We start from the raw sequence: 19301 nt of genomic DNA, 5'->3' as shown, positions 1-19301 counted from the left end.
GACACGAACGTAGAGGAACAAGAAAATGGCAAGAGTCAAGAGAGCGGTCAACGCCGCCAAGAAGCGTCGCGTCATCCTCGAGCGTGCCGAGGGTTACCGCGGTCAGCGTTCGCGCCTGTACCGCAAGGCCAAAGAGCAGGTCACGCACTCGCTCGTCTACTCGTACCGTGACCGTCGTGCGCGCAAGGGCGAGTTCCGTCGTCTGTGGATCCAGCGCATCAACGCCGCGTCGCGTGCGAACGGCCTGACCTACAACCGCCTCATCCAGGGTCTGTCCCTGGCCGGCGTCGAGGTCGACCGTCGCATCCTGGCCGAGCTGGCCGTCAACGAGCCCGCCACGTTCGCGTCGCTCGTCGCCACCGCCAAGGCCGCGCTGCCCGCCGACACCTCGGCCCCCAAGGTCGCCGCGTAGTCGCACCCGCACCACCCTCGAGGCCCGACGGCCCGACACCCACCCCGGTGTCGCCGTCGGGTCTCGTGCGTCCGCGGCAGGCGGTGGTCCTCGTGCGGCATCATGGACGGGTGCCCCACGACTCCCTGCTCGACAATCCCCGTTCACCCCGAGTCCGGGCGGTGGCCAAGCTCTCGAAGCGCGACGCTCGCACCGAGACCCGCACGTTCCTGCTCGAAGGGCCGCAGTCGGTCGGTGAGGCCCTGGCCTTCCGGCCCGAGCTGATCGTCGAACTCTTCGGCACCCCGACGGCTCTCGAGCGTTACCCCGAGGTGGCGGTCGCCGCCGGGGCGGAGGGCATCGACGTCCAGTTCGTCACCGAGCCGGTGCTCGAGGCCATGGCCGACACGGTCACGCCACAGGGCATCGTCGCCGTCTGTCGGCAGTTCCCCACGTCGGTCAAGGACGTCTTCGCCGCCGAGCCGAAGCTCGTCGTGATCCTCGAGGAAGTCCGCGACCCCGGCAACGCGGGCACCATCATCCGGGCCGCGGACGCCGCGGGTGCCGACGCCGTCATCATGACCGGTCGCAGCGTCGACCTCTACAACCCCAAGGTCGTCCGGTCCACGACGGGTTCGCTGTTCCACGTGCCGGTCGCCGTGGGCGTCGAGTTGCCGGCGATCGTCGACCGGTGTCGTGAGATCGGCCTCCAGGTGCTCGCCGCCGACGTCAAGGGAGACGACCTGCTCGCCGCCCGCACCGAGGGCGTGCTCGCCGAGCCGACCGCCTGGCTCTTCGGCAACGAGGCCCGGGGTCTCACCGACGCCGACCTCGCGCGTGCCGACCGCACCTTGGTCGTGCCCATCTACGGTCACGCCGAATCGATGAACCTCGCGACGGCGGCCTCGGTGTGCCTCTACGAGAGCGCCTTCGCCCACCGCGGCTAGCGCCTCCTCGTCTCGCAGGAGGCGCGGGTCGGGTCGGGCACTCTGGTCGCGGTGGGACGCGTCGTTTCGTTTTCATTAAGAATCCACTGTGAATTTGACCCCGACCTGGGGGTCTGTTTGTGTGGGCGCATGGAACCCCTCGTCGTGGTCGACCACGTCAACAAGCACTTCGGTGACCTCCACGTCCTGAAGGACATCACCACGACGGTGGGCAAGGGTGAGGTGGTCGTCGTGATCGGCCCGAGCGGTTCGGGCAAGTCGACCCTCTGCCGGGCGATCAACCGCCTCGAGACCATCGACGACGGCGTCATCACGATCGACGGCACGCGTCTGCCCGAAGAAGGTGCGGCTCTCGCCCGCCTGCGCGCCGACGTCGGCATGGTGTTCCAGAGCTTCAACCTCTTCTCGCACAAGACCATCCTCGAGAACGTCATGCTGGGCCAGCTCAAGGTGCGGAAGCGCACCAAGGCCGAGGCGCGCGAGCGGGCGATGCAGTTGCTCGAGCGGGTCGGCGTCGCGAACCAGGCCGACAAGATGCCGTCCCAGCTCTCGGGCGGGCAGCAGCAGCGTGTCGCGATCGCCCGGGCACTGGCGATGGACCCCAAGGTGATGCTCCTGGACGAGCCCACCAGCGCACTCGACCCCGAGATGATCACCGAGGTGCTCGACGTCATGGTGCAGCTCGCGAAGGACGGCATGACGATGATCGTCGTCACCCACGAGATGGGGTTCGCGCGCAAGGCCGCCGATCGCGTCGTCTTCATGGCCGACGGTCAGATCGTCGAAGAGGCGACGCCCGAGAAGTTCTTCACCGACCCCCAGTCGACCCGCGCCCAGGACTTCCTCGCGAAGATCCTCACGCACTGAGCGGGCGCGGCCGAGTCCGCGACCCGTTCCCCGGCACCCGAACAGCCGGCCCACGACACCCGATCGCCGCCCGGCGTCCGGGTCACCCAGCAAGGAGATCAGAATGCGACTCAGCAAGGGATTCGTCGCCGTAGCCGCAGCAGCCGCCGTGGTCCTCGGCCTCTCGGCCTGCACCGACTCGTCGGCCCCGGCCGTCGACGTCGAGACGCCGGCCGACTTCGCCGAAGGCAGCACCATGGCCCGCCTCGCCGACGCCGGTGAGATCACCATCGGCACCAAGTTCGACCAGCCGCTGTTCGGCCTGGCCAACCCCGACGGCGTGCCCGAGGGCTTCGACGCCGAGATCGGCAAGCTCGTCGCCGCGAAGCTCGGCATCGAAGCCGACAAGATCACGTGGGTCGAGACCGTCTCGGCCAACCGCGAGCCGTTCATCCAGAACGGCCAGGTCGACCTCGTCATCGCGACCTACACGATCAACGACGATCGCAAGAAGGTCGTCTCGTTCGCCGGCCCGTACTACACGGCCGGTCAAGACCTGCTGGTGCTCGACGGCAACCCCGAGGGGATCGAGTCCGCCGACGACCTGGCCGGCAAGAAGGTCTGCACCGTCAGCGGCTCGACCAGCGAGAAGAACGTGGCCGAGTACACCACCGACATCCTCGCCACCGACACGTACTCGAACTGCCTCGAGCCCCTCCGCACCGGTGCGGTGTCGGCCGTGACGACCGACAACGTCATCCTGGCCGGCCTCGCCGACCAGAACGAGGGCGAGTTCGAGGTCGTGGGGGAGACCTTCACCGAGGAGCCCTACGGCATCGGTCTGGCCCTCGACGACACCGACTTCCGCATGTTCGTCAACGACACGCTCCAGGACGCCGAGGACGACGGCACCTGGGACGAGCTGTGGGAGAAGACCGCGGGCAAGGTGCTCGACACCCCGACGCCCCCCACGATCGACCGCTACTGACACCGCGCGGGCACCCGGGGCGACCAGCCCCGGGTGCCCGCGTCCTGCCCCGACCGAAGGACCCTGTTGAACCCCTTGGACGTCATCCCCGGCTTCGACGCCGTGACCGACAACTGGCCCCGCTTCTGGGACGGCTTCGTCACGACGCTCCAGCTGCTTGTTCTGTCGGGCCTCGGGGCCCTCGTGATCGGTTTCTTCGTCGCGGCTCTGCGCATCTCGCCCGTGGCGTCCTTCCGCACGTTCGCGACGGTCTACACCGAGGCGCTGCGCAACATCCCGCTCACGCTCGTGCTCTTCTTCTGCGCCTTCGTCCTGCCGTACCTCGGAGTCGACTTCGGCACGTACTTCCCGTTGGCCGTCATCGGCTTGACGGCGTACACCTCGCCGTTCGTCGCGGAGGCCATCCGGTCGGGCATCAACGGCGTCCCCGTCGGGCAGGCCGAGGCGGCCCGCAGCATCGGCCTCGGCTTCGGCCAGACGCTCGGCCACGTGATCCTCCCGCAGGCCATGCGCATGGTCGTGCCCCCACTGATCAACGTCTTCATCGCCCTCACCAAGAACACCTCGGTGGCCGGTGGTTTCTTCGTGGCCGAACTCTTCGCCGCGGGGCGCTACATCGCGAACGATCGTGGTGACGCCGTCATCACGACGCTGCTCGCCGTGGCGTTCTTCTACCTGCTCGTCACCATCACGCTCGGCCGTCTCGCCGCCGTGGTCGAGAAGAAGGTCGCAGTCCTCCGATGAGCACCTCCGTCCTCTACGACGCCCCGGGGCCGAGGGCCCGCCGCACCTCGCGGATCATCTCGGTGGTCGGCGTCGTGCTCGTCCTGGCCCTGGTCGCCTACCTCGTCTACCTCCTCGGCCGCCCCCGCATCAGCGCGAACGGTGCCGAGAGTCCCGGCGTGCTCGACGCGTCGCGGTGGGACATCCTCGGGGACCTCGCGCTCTGGCGGGCGATCGGTCGGGGCTGGTTAGCGACCATCCAGGCCGCGGCCGTCGCGTCGGTCCTCGCGGTGGTCATCGGCGTCCTCTTCTCGTTCCTCCGGACGGCGCGGTCCGCCTGGGTGCGCGTTCCGACAACGGTGCTGCTCGAGTTCTTCCGCGGCATGCCCGTCCTGCTGATGATGCTGTTCATCCTGTTGGTCTTCTCGACCGGGGCCTTCTGGGCGGTGGTCGCGGCGCTGGCGGTCTACAACGGGGCGCTCATCGGCGAGGCGCTGCGCGCGGGCATCGCCTCGCTGCCGCGGGGGCAACGCGAGGCGGGCCTCGCGATCGGGCTCACCCCGATCCGCACGCGCTTCTCCATCGAGTTCCCGCAGGCCTTCCGTCAGATGCTGCCGATCATCCTGGCCCAGCTCGTCGTCCTGTTGAAGGACACCTCGCTCGGCTACATCGTCGGCTACGTCGAACTGACCCGGAGCGGTCTCACGCGTCTGGGCACCTACTACGGCAGCACGTACACGTTCACCCTCTTCGCGGTCGTCCTCGTGGTCTACCTCGCCACGAACCTCCTGCTCTCGTGGGTCGTCCGCGTCGTCGACCGACGGACGGGGCGGCGTGCGGTCGTCGCCAAGCGCCCGGGCACGCCGAAGGACCCGGGCATGTTCGGACGCGGCGGCCGCTACGAGTCCGACCACGTGTCGGGCCGCGCGACCTGACCCGGTCCGTCCACCCGATCCCAGCCCGCGCCTCCTCGTCCGTCACGACCAGGAGGCGCGGGTCGCCTCCCAACGATCGCTAAGCTTGGTTCTCGTGTCAGACTCCGTCCCCCTCTCCGAAGACGCCGTCGCGTCGGCGGTCGACGCCGCCCTCGCGGCGATCGCCACGGCGGCCACCGTCGCCGAGCTCAAGACCGCCCGTGCCCAGCACGTCGGCGAGGCCTCGGTGCTGGCCCGCCTGAACGCCGGTCTGCGCGACCTGCCGAACGACCAGAAGGCCGCGGCGGGCAAGCTCGTCGGTCAGGCCCGGGGCCGGGTCGGTCAGGCCGTCGCCACGCGCGAGGCCGAGCTGGCCGTGATCGAGGAGTCCGCGCGGCTCGAGGCCGAGGCCGTCGACGTCACGGCTCTGCCGTCGCGCCGTCGCGCCGGGGCCCGCCATCCCCTGACCTTGCTGCAAGAGCGCATGGCCGACCTGTTCGTCGGCATGGGGTGGGAGGTCAACGAGGGCCCCGAACTCGAGCACGAGTGGTTCAACTTCGACGCCCTGAACTTCGACGCCGACCACCCGGCCCGGGCCATGCAGGACACGTTCTTCGTCGACCCCGTCGACCGTCATCTGGTGTTGCGCACGCACACGTCGCCGGTGCAGATCCGCACGCTCCTCTCGAAAGAGCTGCCGGTCTACAACGTCGCGCTGGGCCGGGTGTTCCGCACCGACGAGCTCGATGCGACGCACACGCCCGTCTTCACCCAGCTCGAGGGCATCGCCGTCGACGAGGGCCTCACCATGGCGCACCTGCGCGGAACCCTCGAGCACCTCGCCCGCTCGATGTTCGGCGCCGAGGCGCAGATCCGGCTGCGCCCCAACTACTTCCCCTTCACCGAGCCCAGCGCCGAGATGGACGTCTGGCAGCCGAACGCCAAGGGCGGCGCACGGTGGGTCGAGTGGGGCGGTTGCGGGATGGTAAACCCGAACGTTCTGCGGGCGGCCGGCATCGACCCCGAGCGCTACCAGGGTTTCGCCTTCGGCATGGGCATCGAGCGCACCCTCCAGTTCCGCAACGACCTCAACGACATGCGCGACATGGTCGAGGGTGACGTCAGGTTCAGCGAGCAGTTCGGGATGGTGGTCTGATGCGGGTTCCGCTGAGTTGGCTCGGTGAGTTCGTCGAGTTGCCGGGCGACGTGTCGCTCGAGAGCGTCCACGCCGCCCTCGTGTCGGTCGGGTTCGAAGAAGAGGACGTCCACGTCGGCGACGTGACCGGGCCCCTCGTGGTCGGTCAGGTGCTCGAGTTCACGCCCGAGCCGCAGAAGAACGGCAAGACGATCAACTGGTGCCAGGTCGCCGTGGGGCCGAACGCCTCGACCGACCCCGATGACGTCCGCGGCATCGTCTGCGGTGCCCACAACTTCGTCGTCGGCGACAAGGTCGTCGTGTCGTTGCCCGGTGCGGTGCTGCCCGGGCCGTTCCCGATCGCCGCCCGCAAGACCTACGGGCACGTCTCCGACGGCATGATCGCCTCGTCCCGCGAGCTCGGCCTCGGCGACGAGCACGACGGCATCCTCGTCCTCTCGTCGCTCGGCCTCGATCCCGAGGTCGGCACGGACGCGATCGCGCTGCTCGGCCTCGACGAGGCCGCGGTCGAGATCAACGTGACGCCCGACCGGGGCTACGCCTTCAGCATCCGGGGGGTGGCCCGCGAGTACTCGCACGCCACCGGGGCGACCTTCCGCGACCCCGCGTCGCTCGTCTCTCCGACCCCGTCGTCCGGCTTCCCGGTCGTCGTGGACGACCAGGCCCCCGTGCGCGACCGGGTCGGCGTGCAGACCTTCACCACCAAGGTGGTCCGCGGCATCGACGCGACCGGTCCGACCCCTCCGTGGCTCGCGTCGCGCTTGCGGTTGGCGGGGGTCCGCAGCATCTCGCTGCCGGTCGACGTCACGAACTACGTCATGTTCGAGCTCGGCCAGCCGATCCACGGCTACGACCTCGACAAGGTCAGCGGTGGCCTCTCGGTCCGCCGGGCCGCACCGGGCGAGCGCCTCGAGACCCTCGACGGCCAGGTACGCGACCTGCACGCCGAGGACCTCGTGATCGCCGACGAGTCGGGTGCCGTCGGCCTGGCCGGCGTCATGGGCGGCGCCTCGACCGAGATCGGCGCGACCACGACCGACGTCCTCGTCGAGGCCGCGACCTTCGACCCCACGTCGATCGCCCGCACCGCCCGCCGCCACAAGCTGCCGAGCGAGGCGTCCAAGCGCTTCGAGCGCGGTGTCGACCCGCAGGTGGCCGAGGCAGCCGCCCAGCGCGTGGTCGACCTCCTCGTCGAGCTCGCCGGCGGCACGTCCGACGCGCTCGGGTCACGGTGGGACGCCTCCACCCCTCCCGACACGATCACCCTGCCGGTCGATCGAGCCGCCCGCCTCATGGGCGTCGACTACACGGACGACGAGGTCTCCGGTGCCCTCACGGCCATCGGGGCGAGCGTCGAGCGAGCTGGTGACGACTGGCTCGTGACCCCGCCGACCTGGCGCAGCGACCTGGTCGACTCCGCGTCGCTCGTCGAAGAAGTCGCTCGCATCACGGGTTACGACCGCATCCCCTCCGTCCTGCCCGTCGCCCCGGCCGGTCGTGGGTTGTCGCGCGAGCAGCAGCTGCGTCGGCAGGTGTCGAACGGGCTCGCCGCGGCCGGCTCGACCGAGGTCGCCGCGTACCCGTTCGTCTCCTCGGCCCAGAACCTCGCCTTCGGCTCGGCCGACGGCACCGGGCTGCCCGCCGTCCGACTCGCCAACCCCCTCGACTCGGCAGCGCCCGAACTCCGTCGGTCACTGGTGCCGGGGCTGCTCGAGGTCGCCCGTCGCAACCTCGGTCGCGGTCTCGTCGACCTCTCGGTGTTCGAGGTGGGCACGGTCTTCCTGCCTGACGAGGGCGTCGTCTACGGCAGCGACGAGGTCCCCTTCGGGGCCGCCCGCCCCGACGACGCCACGCTGGGCGCCCTCGCCGACGCCCTGCCGCTCCAGCCGCGACACCTCGGCCTCCTGACGGTCGGCACGGTCGTCGATCGCGCCCCCGGGCAATCCGCCGTCGCGGCGTCCCTCGCCGACGTGCTCGACGCCGTGCGCGTCGCGGCGTCGGCCGTGGCCGCCGAGGTCACCTTCCGACAGGCCCGGCACGTCTCGCTGCACCCGGGCCGCACGGCCGAGGTGCTGGTCGGAGACGAGGTCGTGGGCATCGCGGGCGAGCTGCTGCCCAGCGTGGCAGCCGAGCTCGACCTGCCCCGGGTGGTCGCCGTGGCCGAGCTCGACCTCGACCGCCTCATCGACCTCGCCGTCGCCGAGCCGGTCACCTCGGCCCTCTCGTCCTACCCCGCGGCGACCCAAGACCTGTCCCTCGTGGTGGGCGTCGACGTCCCCGCGGGCGACGTGCTCGCGACCGTGCGCGAGGGGGCGGGCCACCTGCTCGAGACGGTCCGGCTGGTCGACGACTACCGAGGTGCCGGGTTGCCCGACGCGACGAAGTCGCTCACCTTCGCCCTGCGCTTCCGGGCCGGAGACCGCACCCTCACCGCCGCCGAGGCCTCCGAGGCCAAGTCCGGCTCCGTCCGCCTGGCCGGCGAGCGATTCGGGGCGGCGCTCCGCGACTGACACTCGCCCGGCGCCGCCGCCCCTGATCCCAGGCCGAATTCGAACATTAGGGTGGACGCATGCCTTTCTCCGTTGCCGTGGCCGGCGCGAGTGGTTACGCCGGTGGTGAGCTCCTGCGCTTGCTGGCCGAGCATCCCGACTTCGAGGTGCAGACCGTCACCGCGTTCCAGAACGCCGGTCAGCCACTCCTCGCGGTCCAGCCGCACCTGCGCTCGTTGGCGCACCTGACCCTGGTCGACACGACGCCCGAAGCCCTCTCGGGGCACGACGTCGTGTTCCTCGCCCTGCCCCACGGCAAGTCGGGGGCGATCACCGCCCAGTTGCCCGACGACACGCTCGTCGTCGACTGTGGTGCCGACCACCGGCTGACCGACGAGTCCGCCTGGCAGGCGTTCTACGGTGGCGAGTTCTACGGAGCCTGGTCGTACGGCCTGCCCGAACTCGTCCTCGGTGACACCCCGGGTCGCCAGCGCACCGTCCTGGTCGGGGCCAAGCGCATCGCGGTGCCCGGCTGCAACGTCACCGCGGTGACCCTGGGGCTGGCCCCCGGCGTCCAGGCGGGCGTCGTCGAGACCGCCGACATCGTGACCGTGCTGGCCGTCGGTCCGTCCGGGGCGGGCAAGGCGCTCAAGACCCACCTGTTGGCCAGCGAGTTGATGGGGTCGGCGTCGGCCTACGGGGTGGGCGGCAGCCACCGGCACATCCCCGAGATCCAGCAGAACCTCCGGGTGGCCGGCGCGACGGAGGTGAACGTCTCGTTCACCCCGGTGCTCGTGCCGATGGCGCGGGGCATCCTCGCCACGACGACGGCGCGTCTCGCCCCGGGCGTCACCGCCCACGACGTGCGATCCGCCTGGCAGCAGGCCTACGCGAACGAGCCCTTCGTGCACCTGCTGCCGGACGGCGAGTTCCCGCGGACGGCCGACACGATCGGCGCCAACACCGCCCTGATCGGACTCGCCGTCGACGAGGCCGCCGACCGCGTCGTCGTGGTCACCGCCCTCGACAACCTCGTGAAGGGCACGGCCGGTGCCGCCGTCCAGTCCGCCAACATCGCGCTCGGCCTGCCCGAGACCACCGGCCTCGGCCAGAACGGAGTCGCCCCGTGAGCGTCACCGCAGCAGCCGGTTTCGAGGCCTCCGGCGTCGTCGCCGGCCTCAAGAGCTCGGGCGCGCCGGACGTCGCCCTGGTCGTCAACCGAGGTCGCAGCACGGCTGCAGCGGCCGTCTTCACCAGCAACAGGGCCAAGGCGAACCCCGTCCTGTGGTCCCAGCAGGTCATAGCCGACGGTCGCGTCGACGCCGTCGTCCTCAATTCCGGAGGCGCGAACTGCTTCACGGGAGCCTTCGGCTTCCAGACGACGCACTCCACGGCCGAGACCGTGGCCGCCGCCCTCGGCCTGTCGGCGACGGACGTCCTCGTCTGCTCGACGGGCCTCATCGGCGTCGGCGACCAGACCTTCCGCGACAAGGTGCTGAGCGGCTCCACGGCCGCGGCCGACGCCCTGTCGGTCGACGGCGGCCTCGATGCCGCCACGGCGATCATGACGACCGACACCAAGCCCAAGCAGGCCGTCGTCTCGGGTGACGGCTGGGTCGTCGGCGGAATGGCCAAGGGTGCGGGCATGCTCGCCCCCGGACTCGCCACGATGCTCGTCGTGCTCACGACGGACGCCGACGTCGACGCGTCCGGTCTCGATTCCGCACTCCGCGAGGCGACCCGGGTCACCTTCGACCGTCTCGACTCGGACGGCTGCATGTCGACGAACGACACCGTCGTGTTGTTGGCCAGCGCCGAGTCCGGTGTCGCGCCTCCTGCCGGCGACTTCGCGGCGGCGGTCACGGCGCTCTGTGCCGACCTCGCCGAGCAGTTGCAGGCCGACGCCGAGGGTGCCTCGCACGACATCCGCATCGAGATCGTGGGGGCGGCATCCGACGACGACGCCGTCGAGGTGGGCCGTTCGATCGCTCGCAACAACCTCTTCAAGGCAGCCGTCTTCGGCAACGACCCCAACTGGGGCCGCGTGCTCGCCGCCATCGGCACCACGTCGGCCGAGTTCGACCCGTACGACGTCGACGTGACCATCAACGGCGTCCGCGTCTGCCACGCCGGGGCACCCGATCGGCCGAGCGACGACGTCGACCTGACGCCCCGGGCGGTCCACGTGCTCGTCGACCTGAAGACGGGGCCGGTCGAGGCGACCATCCTGACGAACGATCTCACGCACGACTACGTGCACGAGAACAGCGCGTACTCCAGCTGATGGGCGTCCACACGAGCACCGGTGCGACGGCGGCCGACGAGCAGGAGCTCGCGGCGGTCAAGGCCTCGACCCTGATCGAGTCCCTGCCCTGGCTGAAGCGCTTCTCGGGCAAGGTCGTCGTCGTGAAGTTCGGCGGCAACGCCATGGTCGACGACGCCCTCAAGCAGGCGTTCGCCGAGGACATGGTCTACCTGCGGTACGCCGGGTTGCACCCGGTGGTCGTCCACGGCGGGGGGCCACAGATCTCGGCCGCCCTCGACGCCGCCGGCATCGAGAGCGAGTTCCGGGGCGGTTACCGCTACACGTCGACCGAAGCGATCTCGGTCGTGCGCGACGTCCTGGCCGGCGAGGTCAACCGCGAGATCGTCGACCTGATCAACGAGCACGGCGACCTGGCCCGCGGTGTCTCCGGCGAGGGCTCGACCTTGTTCGAGGGTCGCAAGCGCGGTGTCGTGGTCGACGGCGAGACCTTCGACCTGGGACACGTGGGCGACGTGACACACGTCGACCCGTCGTCGGTGCTGGTCGAGATCGAGGCGGGGCGCATCCCCGTGGTGTCGTCGATCGCGACGAACACGATCGATCCCGAGCACGCCCTCAACGTCAACGCCGACGCGGCGGCGGGGGCCCTGGCCATCGCCCTCGGTGCGGCCAAGCTCGTCGTCCTGACCGACGTCGCCGGGCTCTACGCCGACTGGCCGAACCGCGACTCGCTCGTCGAGGCCATCACGGTGTCGGCCCTCACCGACATGCTCCCGACCCTCGAGTCGGGCATGATCCCCAAGATGCGCGCCTGCCTCGACTCGGTCGTCGGTGGCGTCGGAGGAGCGACCATCATCGACGGTCGCATCCCGCACTCGATCCTCCTCGAGGTGTTCACCCAACGCGGGTCGGGCACCGAGGTGGTTCCCGACGACCGGGCGGCGTCGACCGGCGCCCCCGTCGTCACCTCGTTCGGCACCCCCGCCGGCGAGATCGTCACCACCAGGGGCACCGCCCCGGGTGGCCCTGCCGCCAGCGGCACCGACACGAAAGGACAGTCGTGACCATGATCCAGACCCAAGGCGGTACCTGGCAGCGCCGATTCGGCGACTCGATGATGCGTTCGCTGTCCACTCCGAAGGTGATGCTCGACCGCGGCGAGGGCTGCCAGGTCTGGGACGTCGACGGCAAGCGTTACCTCGACTTCCTGGCGGGCATCGCCGTGAACGCCCTCGGACACGCCCACCCGGTGCTCGTCGAGGCGCTCACCGAGCAGGCGAGCAAGCTGATCCACGTCTCCAACTACTTCGCGACGGCCCCGCAGGTCGAGCTCGCCGAACGGCTGACCCGCATCAGCGGCGCCGGCGAGCGTGGGCGCGTCTACTTCGGCAACAGCGGAGCCGAAGCCAACGAGGCCGCGGTCAAACTGGCCCGCCTCAACCGCGGTGACGGCTCGCGCACCCGCATCCTCGCCCTGCAGAACTCGTTCCACGGGCGCACCATGGGCTCGCTCGCGCTGACCGGCAAGCCGGCGCTGCGCGAACCGTTCGAGCCGATGATGCCCGGGGTCGAGCACATCGACACGACCGTCGAGGCACTCGAGGCGGCCCTCGACGGTACGGTGGCCGCCCTGTTCGTCGAGCCGATCAAGGGCGAGGCCGGCGTCGTCGACCTGCCCGAGGGCTACCTCGAGCGTGCCCGCGAACTCACCACGAAGCACGGGGCCCTGCTGATCCTCGACGAGATCCAGACCGGCATCGGCCGGACCGGCTCGTGGTTCGCCTTCCAGCAGCACGACATCGTCCCCGACGCCATCACCGTCGCCAAGGGCATCGCCGGGGGAGTCCCCATCGGTGCGCTCATCACCTTCGGCGACACGTCCGACCTGTTCGAGGCCGGTCAGCACGGCAGCACCTTCGGCGGCAACCCGCTCGCGACCGCCGCGGCCAACGCCGTGCTCGGCGAGATCGAGTCGAGCCAGCTCGTGCTCAACGCGATCGTCCGGGGCGACCAGCTCCGCGCGGCCGTCGAGTCGATCGGTTCGCCGCTCGTCCGCGAGATCCGCGGCAACGGCCTCCTCATCGGCCTGGGGCTGGCGCAGCCCGTCGCGGCCCAGGTCGCCGCCGACGCCCTCGAGGCCGGCCTCATCGTCAACGCCCCCAACGACTCGAGCATCCGTCTCGCGCCTCCCCTGATCGTCGGTGACGACGAGATCGCCGAGTTCACCCAGATCATGACCACCGTCCTGAAAGGCCTCGAATGACCCGCCACTTCCTCCGGGACGACGACCTGACCACCGCCGAGCAGCTCGAGGTGCTCGATCTCGCCGACGAACTCAAGCGCGACCGTTGGTCCCAGCGCCCGCTGGCCGGTCCGCAGACCGTCGCCGTCATCTTCGACAAGTCGTCGACCCGTACCCGGGTCTCCTTCGCAGTCGGCATCGCCGACCTCGGCGGCAGCCCGCTGATCATCGCCACCGCGAACAGCCAGCTCGGCGGCAAGGAGACCCCGTCCGACACGGCGCGCGTGCTCGAGCGCATGGTGTCCGCCATCGTCTGGCGCACCTACGCGCAGTCCGGCCTCGAAGAGATGGCGGCGGGGACGACCGTGCCCGTCGTCAACGCGTTGAGCGACGACTTCCACCCGTGTCAGCTGCTCGCCGACCTGCAGACCATCCGCGAGAAGAAGGGCACGCTCGCCGGCCTCTCGGTGGCCTTCGTCGGTGACGGGCGCTGCAACATGGGCCAGTCGTACCTGCTGGCCTGCGCGACCGCGGGCATGCACGTCCGCATCGGTGCCCCCGAGGGCTTCCTGCCCGACCCGACCGTCGTGGCCGACGCCGAGGCGATCGCCGCGCGGACGGGTGGCTCCGTGCTCGTCACGACCGACGCGGTCGAGGCCGTCGCCGGGGTCGACGTCGTCGTGACCGACACCTGGGTCTCGATGGGCAAGGAGGACGAGAAAGTCGAACGGGTCGCCGTCTTCGGATCGTTCAAGGTCGACCAGGCGTTGATGGCCCAGGCCGACGCCGACGCGATCTTCCTGCACTGTCTCCCCGCCGACCGCGGGTACGAGGTCACGGCCGACGTCATCGACGGCCCGACCAGCGTCATCTGGGACGAGGCCGAGAACCGGCTGCACGCCCAGAAGGCGCTGCTCACCTGGCTGCTGGCCCGCTGAGCACCCCCACCACCTCACACACACGTAGCCACACCCACACCACTCAAGGAGAACCATGGCGGAACGCGTCGTCCTCGCATACTCAGGAGGCCTCGACACCTCGGTCGGCATCGGCTGGTTGGCCGACGCCACCGGAAAAGAGGTGGTCGCCCTCGCCGTCGACGTCGGACAGGGCGGAGAGGACATGGAAGACATCCGACAGCGTGCCCTCGACTGCGGTGCGGTCGAATCGGTCGTCGTCGACGCCAAAGAAGAGTTCGGCACCGATTACCTGATGCCGGCCCTCAAGGCCAACGCGCTGTACCAGAAGACCTACCCGCTGGTGTCCGCCCTCAGCCGTCCGCTGATCGCCCGCCACCTGGCGTCTGTCGCGAAGGAACTAGGTGCGAACAGCGTGGCCCACGGGTGCACCGGCAAGGGCAACGACCAGGTCCGTTTCGAGGCGGCCGTCGCGGCCCTCGCCCCCGACCTGACGAGCATCGCCCCGGTCCGTGACCTGGCCCTCACCCGCGACAAGGCGATCGTCTACGCGGAAGAGCACGCCCTTCCCATCCGCCAGAGCGCCAAGAACCCCTATTCGATCGACAAGAACGTCTGGGGCCGCGCGGTCGAGACCGGGTTCCTCGAGGACCCCTGGAACGCTCCCATCGAGGACCTGTACGAGTACACGCAAGACCCGGCCGTCGTCAAGGACGCCGACGAGGTCGTCATCACCTTCGAGGCCGGAGTCCCGACGGCGATCGACGGGGTGGCGTTCACCCCGCTGGGCATCGTCGAGCGCATGAACGAGCTCGCCGGCAAGCACGGCGTCGGCCGCATCGACGTCGTCGAGGACCGGCTCGTCGGCATCAAGAGCCGCGAGGTCTACGAGGCCCCGGGCGCGATGGCGCTGATCGCCGCGCACGAGGCGTTGGAGGCCCTGACCATAGAGCGCGACCTCGGCCGGTACAAGCGTGGCGTCGAGGCCGAGTGGTCCAACCTCGTCTACGACGGCCTGTGGTTCTCGGGTCTCAAGCGGTCGCTCGACGTCTTCATCGACGACACGCAGAAGTACGTGTCGGGTGAGATCCGTCTCAAGCTGCAGGGCGGGCGCGCGGTCGTCACCGGTCAGAAGAGCGACGCGAGCCTCTACGACTTCGACCTCGCGACCTACGACACGGGCGACACCTTCGACCAGTCCCTGTCGAAGGGCTTCATCGAGATCTGGTCGCTGCCCAGCAAGATCTCGGCTCGTCGCGACCTGGCCCACGGGGCGTGACCGACGCGAGCGGGCTCGGCGAAGGGTCGGGCAAGAACGAGCGAGCAGGCGAGGCGGGCGCCCTCTGGGGCGGCCGCTTCGCCTCCGGGCCGTCCGCCGAGCTCGCCGCGCTCAGCAAGTCCACGCAGTTCGACTGGCAGCTGGCCTCGTACGACATCGCCGGGTCGCGCGCACACGCCAGGGCTCTGGCGGCGGCGGGATACCTCGACGCGTCCGAGCTCGAGGCCATGCTGTCGGCGCTCGACCGGCTCGAGTCGGACGTGCTCGACGGCACGTTCACCGCGGCCGAGACCGACGAGGACGTGCACTCCGCCCTCGAGCGGGGGCTCATCGGCATCGCCGGCGCCGAGCTCGGCGGCAAGCTCCGGGCGGGGCGTAGCCGCAACGACCAGATCGCGACGCTGGTGCGCTTGTACCTGCGCGACCACGCCCGCGTCATCGGTCGGCACGTCGTCGACCTGGTCGACGCGATCGCCGGTCAGGCGACGGCCCACCCGTCGGCCGTGATGCCCGGCCGGACGCACCTCCAGCACGCGCAGCCGGTGCTGTTGGCGCACCACCTCCTCGCCCACGCCTGGCCTCTGGTCCGCGACCTCGAGCGCCTGCGCGACTGGTCGCGTCGGGCCGGTGCCTCGCCGTACGGAGCGGGTGCCCTCGCGGGTAGCTCGCTGGGGCTCGACCCGCTCCTCGTGGCGACCGATCTGGGCTTCGACCGCACGACCGAGAACTCGATCGACGCGACGGCCAGTCGTGACGTCGTGTCGGAGTTCGCGTTCGTCACGGCGTCCATCGGCATCGACCTCTCGCGGCTGGCCGAAGAGATCATCCTCTGGAACACCCGCGAATTCGGCTTCGTCCGTCTGCACGACGCGTTCTCGACCGGGTCGAGCATCATGCCGCAGAAGAAGAACCCCGACATCGCCGAACTCGCGCGCGGCAAGTCGGGGCGGCTCATCGGCAACCTGACGGGTCTGCTCGCGACCCTCAAAGGGCTGCCGCTGGCCTACAACCGAGATCTCCAGGAAGACAAAGAGCCGGTGTTCGACTCGGTCAGCCAGCTCGAGGTGCTGCTCCCGGCGTTCACGGGCATGGTGGCGACCCTCGATTTCGACGAGGTCCGAATGGCCGAGCTCGCGCCGCAGGGATTCTCACTCGCGACCGACGTCGCCGAGTGGCTCGTCCGTCAGGGGGTCACGTTCCGCGACGCACACGAGATCAGCGGCGAGCTGGTGCGGTTCTGTGAACAGCACGACCTCGAGCTGCACGAGCCCACCGACGAGCAGTACCGGTCCGTCTCGGCGCATCTCACACCCGAGATCCGCCCCGTCCTGACGGTCGAGGGCTCGATCGCCAGCCGTCGAGGGGCCGGCGGCACGGCTCCCGAGCGGGTCGCCGAGCAGCTCGCGCAGCTGACCGAGCAGATGCGCCACCTGGTCCGGTCCCTCGCCCCGGCGGCACCGTGACCCGTCGACGACCGGGCGCTCGCGACGACCGGCCGGTCCGTGCCTGGGTGGTCCCCGTCGTCGTCGCGATCGCCGTGGCGGTGCTCGTCGCCGTCGCGGTGATCGCAGTCGCCAGTGGTCAGCGCTTCTTCTGAACGAGACGATCGCGGTGAGCACGGGGGAGCGGTGACGGCGACACCCGACGACGACGTGCTCGCGGCACTGCTGGCCGAACCGGCGCTGGCCGTCGCGCCGCGCCTCCTGGGCTCGGTCTTCTGGTCGGGCGGCGTCGGCATCCGCCTGACCGAGGTCGAGGCGTACCACGGCCAGGGGCAGGACCCCGGCTCGCATGCGCACCGGGGCCGGTCGGCGCGCAACGACAGCATGTTCGAACGCGGCGGAACGCTCTACGTGTACCTGTCCTACGGCATCCACCGCTGCGTCAACATCGTGTGCGGGCCCGAGGGCTTCGCGTCCGGTGTCCTCTTGCGTTCGGGCGAAGTGGTGGCCGGCGTCGACGAGGTCCGGGCGCGTCGGACGACGTCGCGGACGTCGGCCGACCTCGCCCGAGGTCCCGGCCGTCTCGGCTCCGCACTCGGCATGGAGCTCGGCGACGACGGCTCACGCCTCGTCGCCGACACCCCCGGTCAGGAGGCGCGGTTCCGTCTTCGCCTCCCGTCCGCACCGGTCGGCCCGATCGCCGCCGGCCCGCGTGTCGGTGTGTCGGGTCACGCCGGTGGCGACGCGTTCCCGTGGCGCTTCTCGCTCGAGGGTGATCCCTCGGTCTCCCCGTACCGCGCCGCCGTCTCGCGACGACGCGGTGGGGCGTGAAGACGGTGACGGAGGCCGCTGGTACCGTTTCCGACGTGACCAGTGAAACGACTGCAGACGTCCTGGCCGCCCAGAGCAACGACCCCTCGTTCGACGACGTGTGGGACGAGATGCAGTGGCGCGGCCTGGTGCACGTGTCGACCGATGCCGACGCCCTCAAGACCCTTCTCGCCGGTGCGCCGATCACGTACTACTGCGGTTTCGACCCGACGGCCCCCAGCCTCCACCTCGGCAACCTCGTGCAGTTGCTCACCATGCGCCGCCTGCAGCTCGCCGGTCACCGGCCCCTGGGACTCGTGGGCGGGTCCACCGGCCTCATCGGCGATCCACGCCCCACCGCCGAGCGGGTGCTCAAGACGCCCGAGCAGACGGCCGAGTGGGTCGACCGCATCCGCGTCCACGTCGAGAAGTTCCTCTCGCCCGACGGTGACAACGGTCTCCGAGTGGTGAACAACCTCGACTGGACGTCTCCGCTCAGCGCCATCGAGTTCCTGCGCGACATCGGCAAGAACTTCCGCGTCAACACCATGCTCAAGAAAGACGCCGTGGCCGCGCGTCTCAACTCCGACGCCGGCATCAGCTACACCGAGTTCAGCTACCAGATCCTCCAGGGCCTCGACTTCCGCGAGCTCTACCGCAGCTACGACTGCGTCCTGCAGACCGGCGGCAGCGACCAGTGGGGCAACCTCACCAGCGGAACCGAACTCATCCGCCGCACCGAGGGCGTCTCGGTCCACGCGATCGGCACGCCGCTGATCACCAACACCGACGGCACCAAGTTCGGCAAGAGCGAGGGCAACGCGGTCTGGCTCGACGCCGAGTTGACCAGCCCGTACGCGATGTACCAGTTCTGGCTCAACACCGACGACGCCGACGTCGTCCCTCGGCTCAAGGTCTTCACGTTCCTCTCGCGTTCCGAGATCGAGCGGCTCGAGACCGCCGTCGCCGACGAGCCCTTCCGTCGGGAGGCGCAGCGAGCGTTGGCCTGGAACGTCACGTCCCTGGTCCACGGCACCTCGGCCACGCAGTCGGCCATCGACGCAGCCGCCGCCCTCTTCGGGCAAGGCGACCTCACGGTCCTCGACCCGCGGACTCTCGCCAGTGCCATCGCCGAGTTGCCGGCGGCCGAGGCCGATGCGTCGACCACGATCGCTCAGGCGTTGGTCGACACCGGACTCGTCGCGTCGTTGGGTGCAGCCCGCCGGGCCACGGCGGAGGGTGGTGTCTACGTGAACAACACCCGGGTCGAGAACGGCGATGCTCTGGTCGCCGACTCGAGACTCGACGGGGGAGTCGTCGTGCTCCGACGCGGTAAGAAGACGCTCGCCGGCGTCACCGTCAAGGTCTGACCTCGAATCGACCTCCGGACGACGGAAGCCCGTTCCCTCGTCGAGGGGGCGGGCTTGACGTCATCCCACGGCAAGGAATGCACGCGGCTGGCCATGCTTTCAGGGCTTCAGTCACGCGACACGCCCGGGATGCCCAGACATTTGGAGGTGCGACCGGTGAGCTGTGTAAAGTAATCCGAGTCAGCCCAAAGGTGCGGCGGAACGGCTAGGACAGCGACCAGCAATGGTTCTGCTCCGGAGTTCCCCGGCCTCAAGTGGTGACATCCTCCCCGAACCCACGTCGTTTACGGCTTGCGATTCGTGTGGTAGGGTTTCAAATCCATCCTCTGGTCATTACCAGGTGCTGGTCCTCAACTTTGGGGGCCGGAAATCAAGTCGTTCCGACTTGGTCCATCAGGATGGTACGGTTCCACAGCAGCTTCGAGCGAGGGTCTTTCCGACCGGGCCTTGAGTGCGTTTGGTCCTTGAGAACTCAACAGCGTGCACATTGTCAAATGCCAAATTATACCCTGGCATTGCTT

General features: G+C 69.8%; 18 protein-coding genes. All 18 read left to right on the top strand.

Annotated features, from left to right (window positions below):
• Positions 1-25 precede the first annotated feature (25 nt).
• The 18 genes from rplT (at position 26) to tyrS (ending at position 18780) form a co-directional block, all read left to right on the top strand.
• Positions 26-412 (top strand): 50S ribosomal protein L20, encoded by a 387-nt coding sequence (rplT, locus tag IFT79_RS00090; protein WP_043596706.1) that lies wholly within the window; start codon positions 26-28, stop codon positions 410-412.
• A gap of 125 nt (positions 413-537) precedes the next feature.
• A complete protein-coding gene (locus IFT79_RS00085) occupies positions 538-1338 on the top strand; it encodes a TrmH family RNA methyltransferase (RefSeq protein ID WP_159828623.1) in 801 nt (266 codons plus the stop codon).
• A gap of 129 nt (positions 1339-1467) precedes the next feature.
• Positions 1468-2205: an amino acid ABC transporter ATP-binding protein gene (locus tag IFT79_RS00080; protein ID WP_043596708.1), complete on the top strand. Its 738-nt coding sequence runs from the start codon at positions 1468-1470 to the stop codon at positions 2203-2205.
• Between the two features lie 103 nt (positions 2206-2308).
• Positions 2309-3172, top strand: coding sequence for a glutamate ABC transporter substrate-binding protein (locus tag IFT79_RS00075; RefSeq protein WP_056048049.1), 864 nt, complete (start codon positions 2309-2311; stop codon positions 3170-3172).
• A gap of 75 nt (positions 3173-3247) precedes the next feature.
• Positions 3248-3916 (top strand): amino acid ABC transporter permease, encoded by a 669-nt coding sequence (locus IFT79_RS00070; RefSeq protein ID WP_043596711.1) that lies wholly within the window; start codon positions 3248-3250, stop codon positions 3914-3916.
• The gene (locus tag IFT79_RS00065) at positions 3913-4830 is read left to right on the top strand and encodes an amino acid ABC transporter permease (protein ID WP_082460495.1); all 918 of its coding nucleotides are present in this window, start codon (positions 3913-3915) and stop codon (positions 4828-4830) included. Before IFT79_RS00070 ends, IFT79_RS00065 begins: the two co-directional genes overlap by 4 nt.
• Before the next feature lie 94 nt (positions 4831-4924).
• Positions 4925-5965 (top strand): phenylalanine--tRNA ligase subunit alpha, encoded by a 1041-nt coding sequence (pheS, locus tag IFT79_RS00060; protein WP_056048045.1) that lies wholly within the window; start codon positions 4925-4927, stop codon positions 5963-5965.
• A complete protein-coding gene (pheT, locus tag IFT79_RS00055) occupies positions 5965-8475 on the top strand; it encodes a phenylalanine--tRNA ligase subunit beta (protein ID WP_192122617.1) in 2511 nt (836 codons plus the stop codon). The genes pheS and pheT overlap by 1 nt, the downstream gene beginning before the upstream one ends.
• 59 nt (positions 8476-8534) lie before the next feature.
• Positions 8535-9584 carry an N-acetyl-gamma-glutamyl-phosphate reductase gene (gene argC / locus IFT79_RS00050; protein ID WP_192122616.1) on the top strand — a complete coding sequence of 350 codons (1050 nt, stop codon included), beginning with the start codon at positions 8535-8537 and terminating at the stop codon, positions 9582-9584.
• Complete coding sequence (argJ, locus tag IFT79_RS00045; protein WP_123571772.1) at positions 9581-10738, top strand: bifunctional glutamate N-acetyltransferase/amino-acid acetyltransferase ArgJ; 1158 nt, start codon at positions 9581-9583, stop codon at positions 10736-10738. Before argC ends, argJ begins: the two co-directional genes overlap by 4 nt.
• Positions 10738-11784, top strand: a complete 1047-nt coding sequence (gene argB / locus IFT79_RS00040) for an acetylglutamate kinase (protein WP_123571771.1) — start codon at positions 10738-10740, stop codon at positions 11782-11784. The genes argJ and argB overlap by 1 nt, the downstream gene beginning before the upstream one ends.
• A gap of 2 nt (positions 11785-11786) precedes the next feature.
• A complete protein-coding gene (locus tag IFT79_RS00035; RefSeq protein WP_123571770.1) occupies positions 11787-12983 on the top strand; it encodes an acetylornithine transaminase in 1197 nt (398 codons plus the stop codon).
• On the top strand, positions 12980-13900 hold the full coding sequence (gene argF, locus IFT79_RS00030; RefSeq protein ID WP_192122615.1) for an ornithine carbamoyltransferase: 921 nt from the start codon (positions 12980-12982) through the stop codon (positions 13898-13900). Before IFT79_RS00035 ends, argF begins: the two co-directional genes overlap by 4 nt.
• 55 nt (positions 13901-13955) lie before the next feature.
• Positions 13956-15158 carry an argininosuccinate synthase gene (locus tag IFT79_RS00025; RefSeq protein WP_056048027.1) on the top strand — a complete coding sequence of 401 codons (1203 nt, stop codon included), beginning with the start codon at positions 13956-13958 and terminating at the stop codon, positions 15156-15158.
• Positions 15155-16621 (top strand): argininosuccinate lyase, encoded by a 1467-nt coding sequence (gene argH, locus IFT79_RS00020; RefSeq protein WP_159826792.1) that lies wholly within the window; start codon positions 15155-15157, stop codon positions 16619-16621. Before IFT79_RS00025 ends, argH begins: the two co-directional genes overlap by 4 nt.
• Positions 16618-16755 (top strand): hypothetical protein, encoded by a 138-nt coding sequence (locus IFT79_RS00015; RefSeq protein ID WP_192122614.1) that lies wholly within the window; start codon positions 16618-16620, stop codon positions 16753-16755. Before argH ends, IFT79_RS00015 begins: the two co-directional genes overlap by 4 nt.
• A 31-nt stretch (positions 16756-16786) precedes the next feature.
• The gene (locus tag IFT79_RS00010; protein ID WP_192122613.1) at positions 16787-17431 is read left to right on the top strand and encodes a DNA-3-methyladenine glycosylase; all 645 of its coding nucleotides are present in this window, start codon (positions 16787-16789) and stop codon (positions 17429-17431) included.
• Between the two features lie 110 nt (positions 17432-17541).
• A complete protein-coding gene (gene tyrS, locus IFT79_RS00005) occupies positions 17542-18780 on the top strand; it encodes a tyrosine--tRNA ligase (RefSeq protein WP_173154700.1) in 1239 nt (412 codons plus the stop codon).
• Positions 18781-19301 lie beyond the last annotated feature (521 nt).

The sequence above is a fragment of the Frigoribacterium sp. CFBP 8759 genome, assembly GCF_014841655.1.
Taxonomy (GTDB): domain Bacteria; phylum Actinomycetota; class Actinomycetes; order Actinomycetales; family Microbacteriaceae; genus Frigoribacterium.
This window is presented reverse-complemented; position numbering and strand designations above follow the sequence as displayed.

What these genes read in the sequence shown, in the direction of transcription:
- IFT79_RS00025 (WP_056048027.1), top strand. Translation starts at nt 13,956, where the DNA reads ATGGCGGAACGCGTCGTCCTCGCATACTCAGGAGGCCTCGACACCTCG.
- tyrS (WP_173154700.1), top strand. Translation starts at nt 17,542, where the DNA reads ATGCAGTGGCGCGGCCTGGTGCACGTGTCGACCGATGCCGACGCCCTC.
- IFT79_RS00075 (WP_056048049.1), top strand. Translation starts at nt 2,309, where the DNA reads ATGCGACTCAGCAAGGGATTCGTCGCCGTAGCCGCAGCAGCCGCCGTG.
- argF (WP_192122615.1), top strand. Translation starts at nt 12,980, where the DNA reads ATGACCCGCCACTTCCTCCGGGACGACGACCTGACCACCGCCGAGCAG.
- argC (WP_192122616.1), top strand. Translation starts at nt 8,535, where the DNA reads ATGCCTTTCTCCGTTGCCGTGGCCGGCGCGAGTGGTTACGCCGGTGGT.
- IFT79_RS00035 (WP_123571770.1), top strand. Translation starts at nt 11,787, where the DNA reads ATGATCCAGACCCAAGGCGGTACCTGGCAGCGCCGATTCGGCGACTCG.
- IFT79_RS00080 (WP_043596708.1), top strand. Translation starts at nt 1,468, where the DNA reads ATGGAACCCCTCGTCGTGGTCGACCACGTCAACAAGCACTTCGGTGAC.
- IFT79_RS00065 (WP_082460495.1), top strand. Translation starts at nt 3,913, where the DNA reads ATGAGCACCTCCGTCCTCTACGACGCCCCGGGGCCGAGGGCCCGCCGC.
- pheT (WP_192122617.1), top strand. Translation starts at nt 5,965, where the DNA reads ATGCGGGTTCCGCTGAGTTGGCTCGGTGAGTTCGTCGAGTTGCCGGGC.
- argB (WP_123571771.1), top strand. Translation starts at nt 10,738, where the DNA reads ATGGGCGTCCACACGAGCACCGGTGCGACGGCGGCCGACGAGCAGGAG.
- rplT (WP_043596706.1), top strand. Translation starts at nt 26, where the DNA reads ATGGCAAGAGTCAAGAGAGCGGTCAACGCCGCCAAGAAGCGTCGCGTC.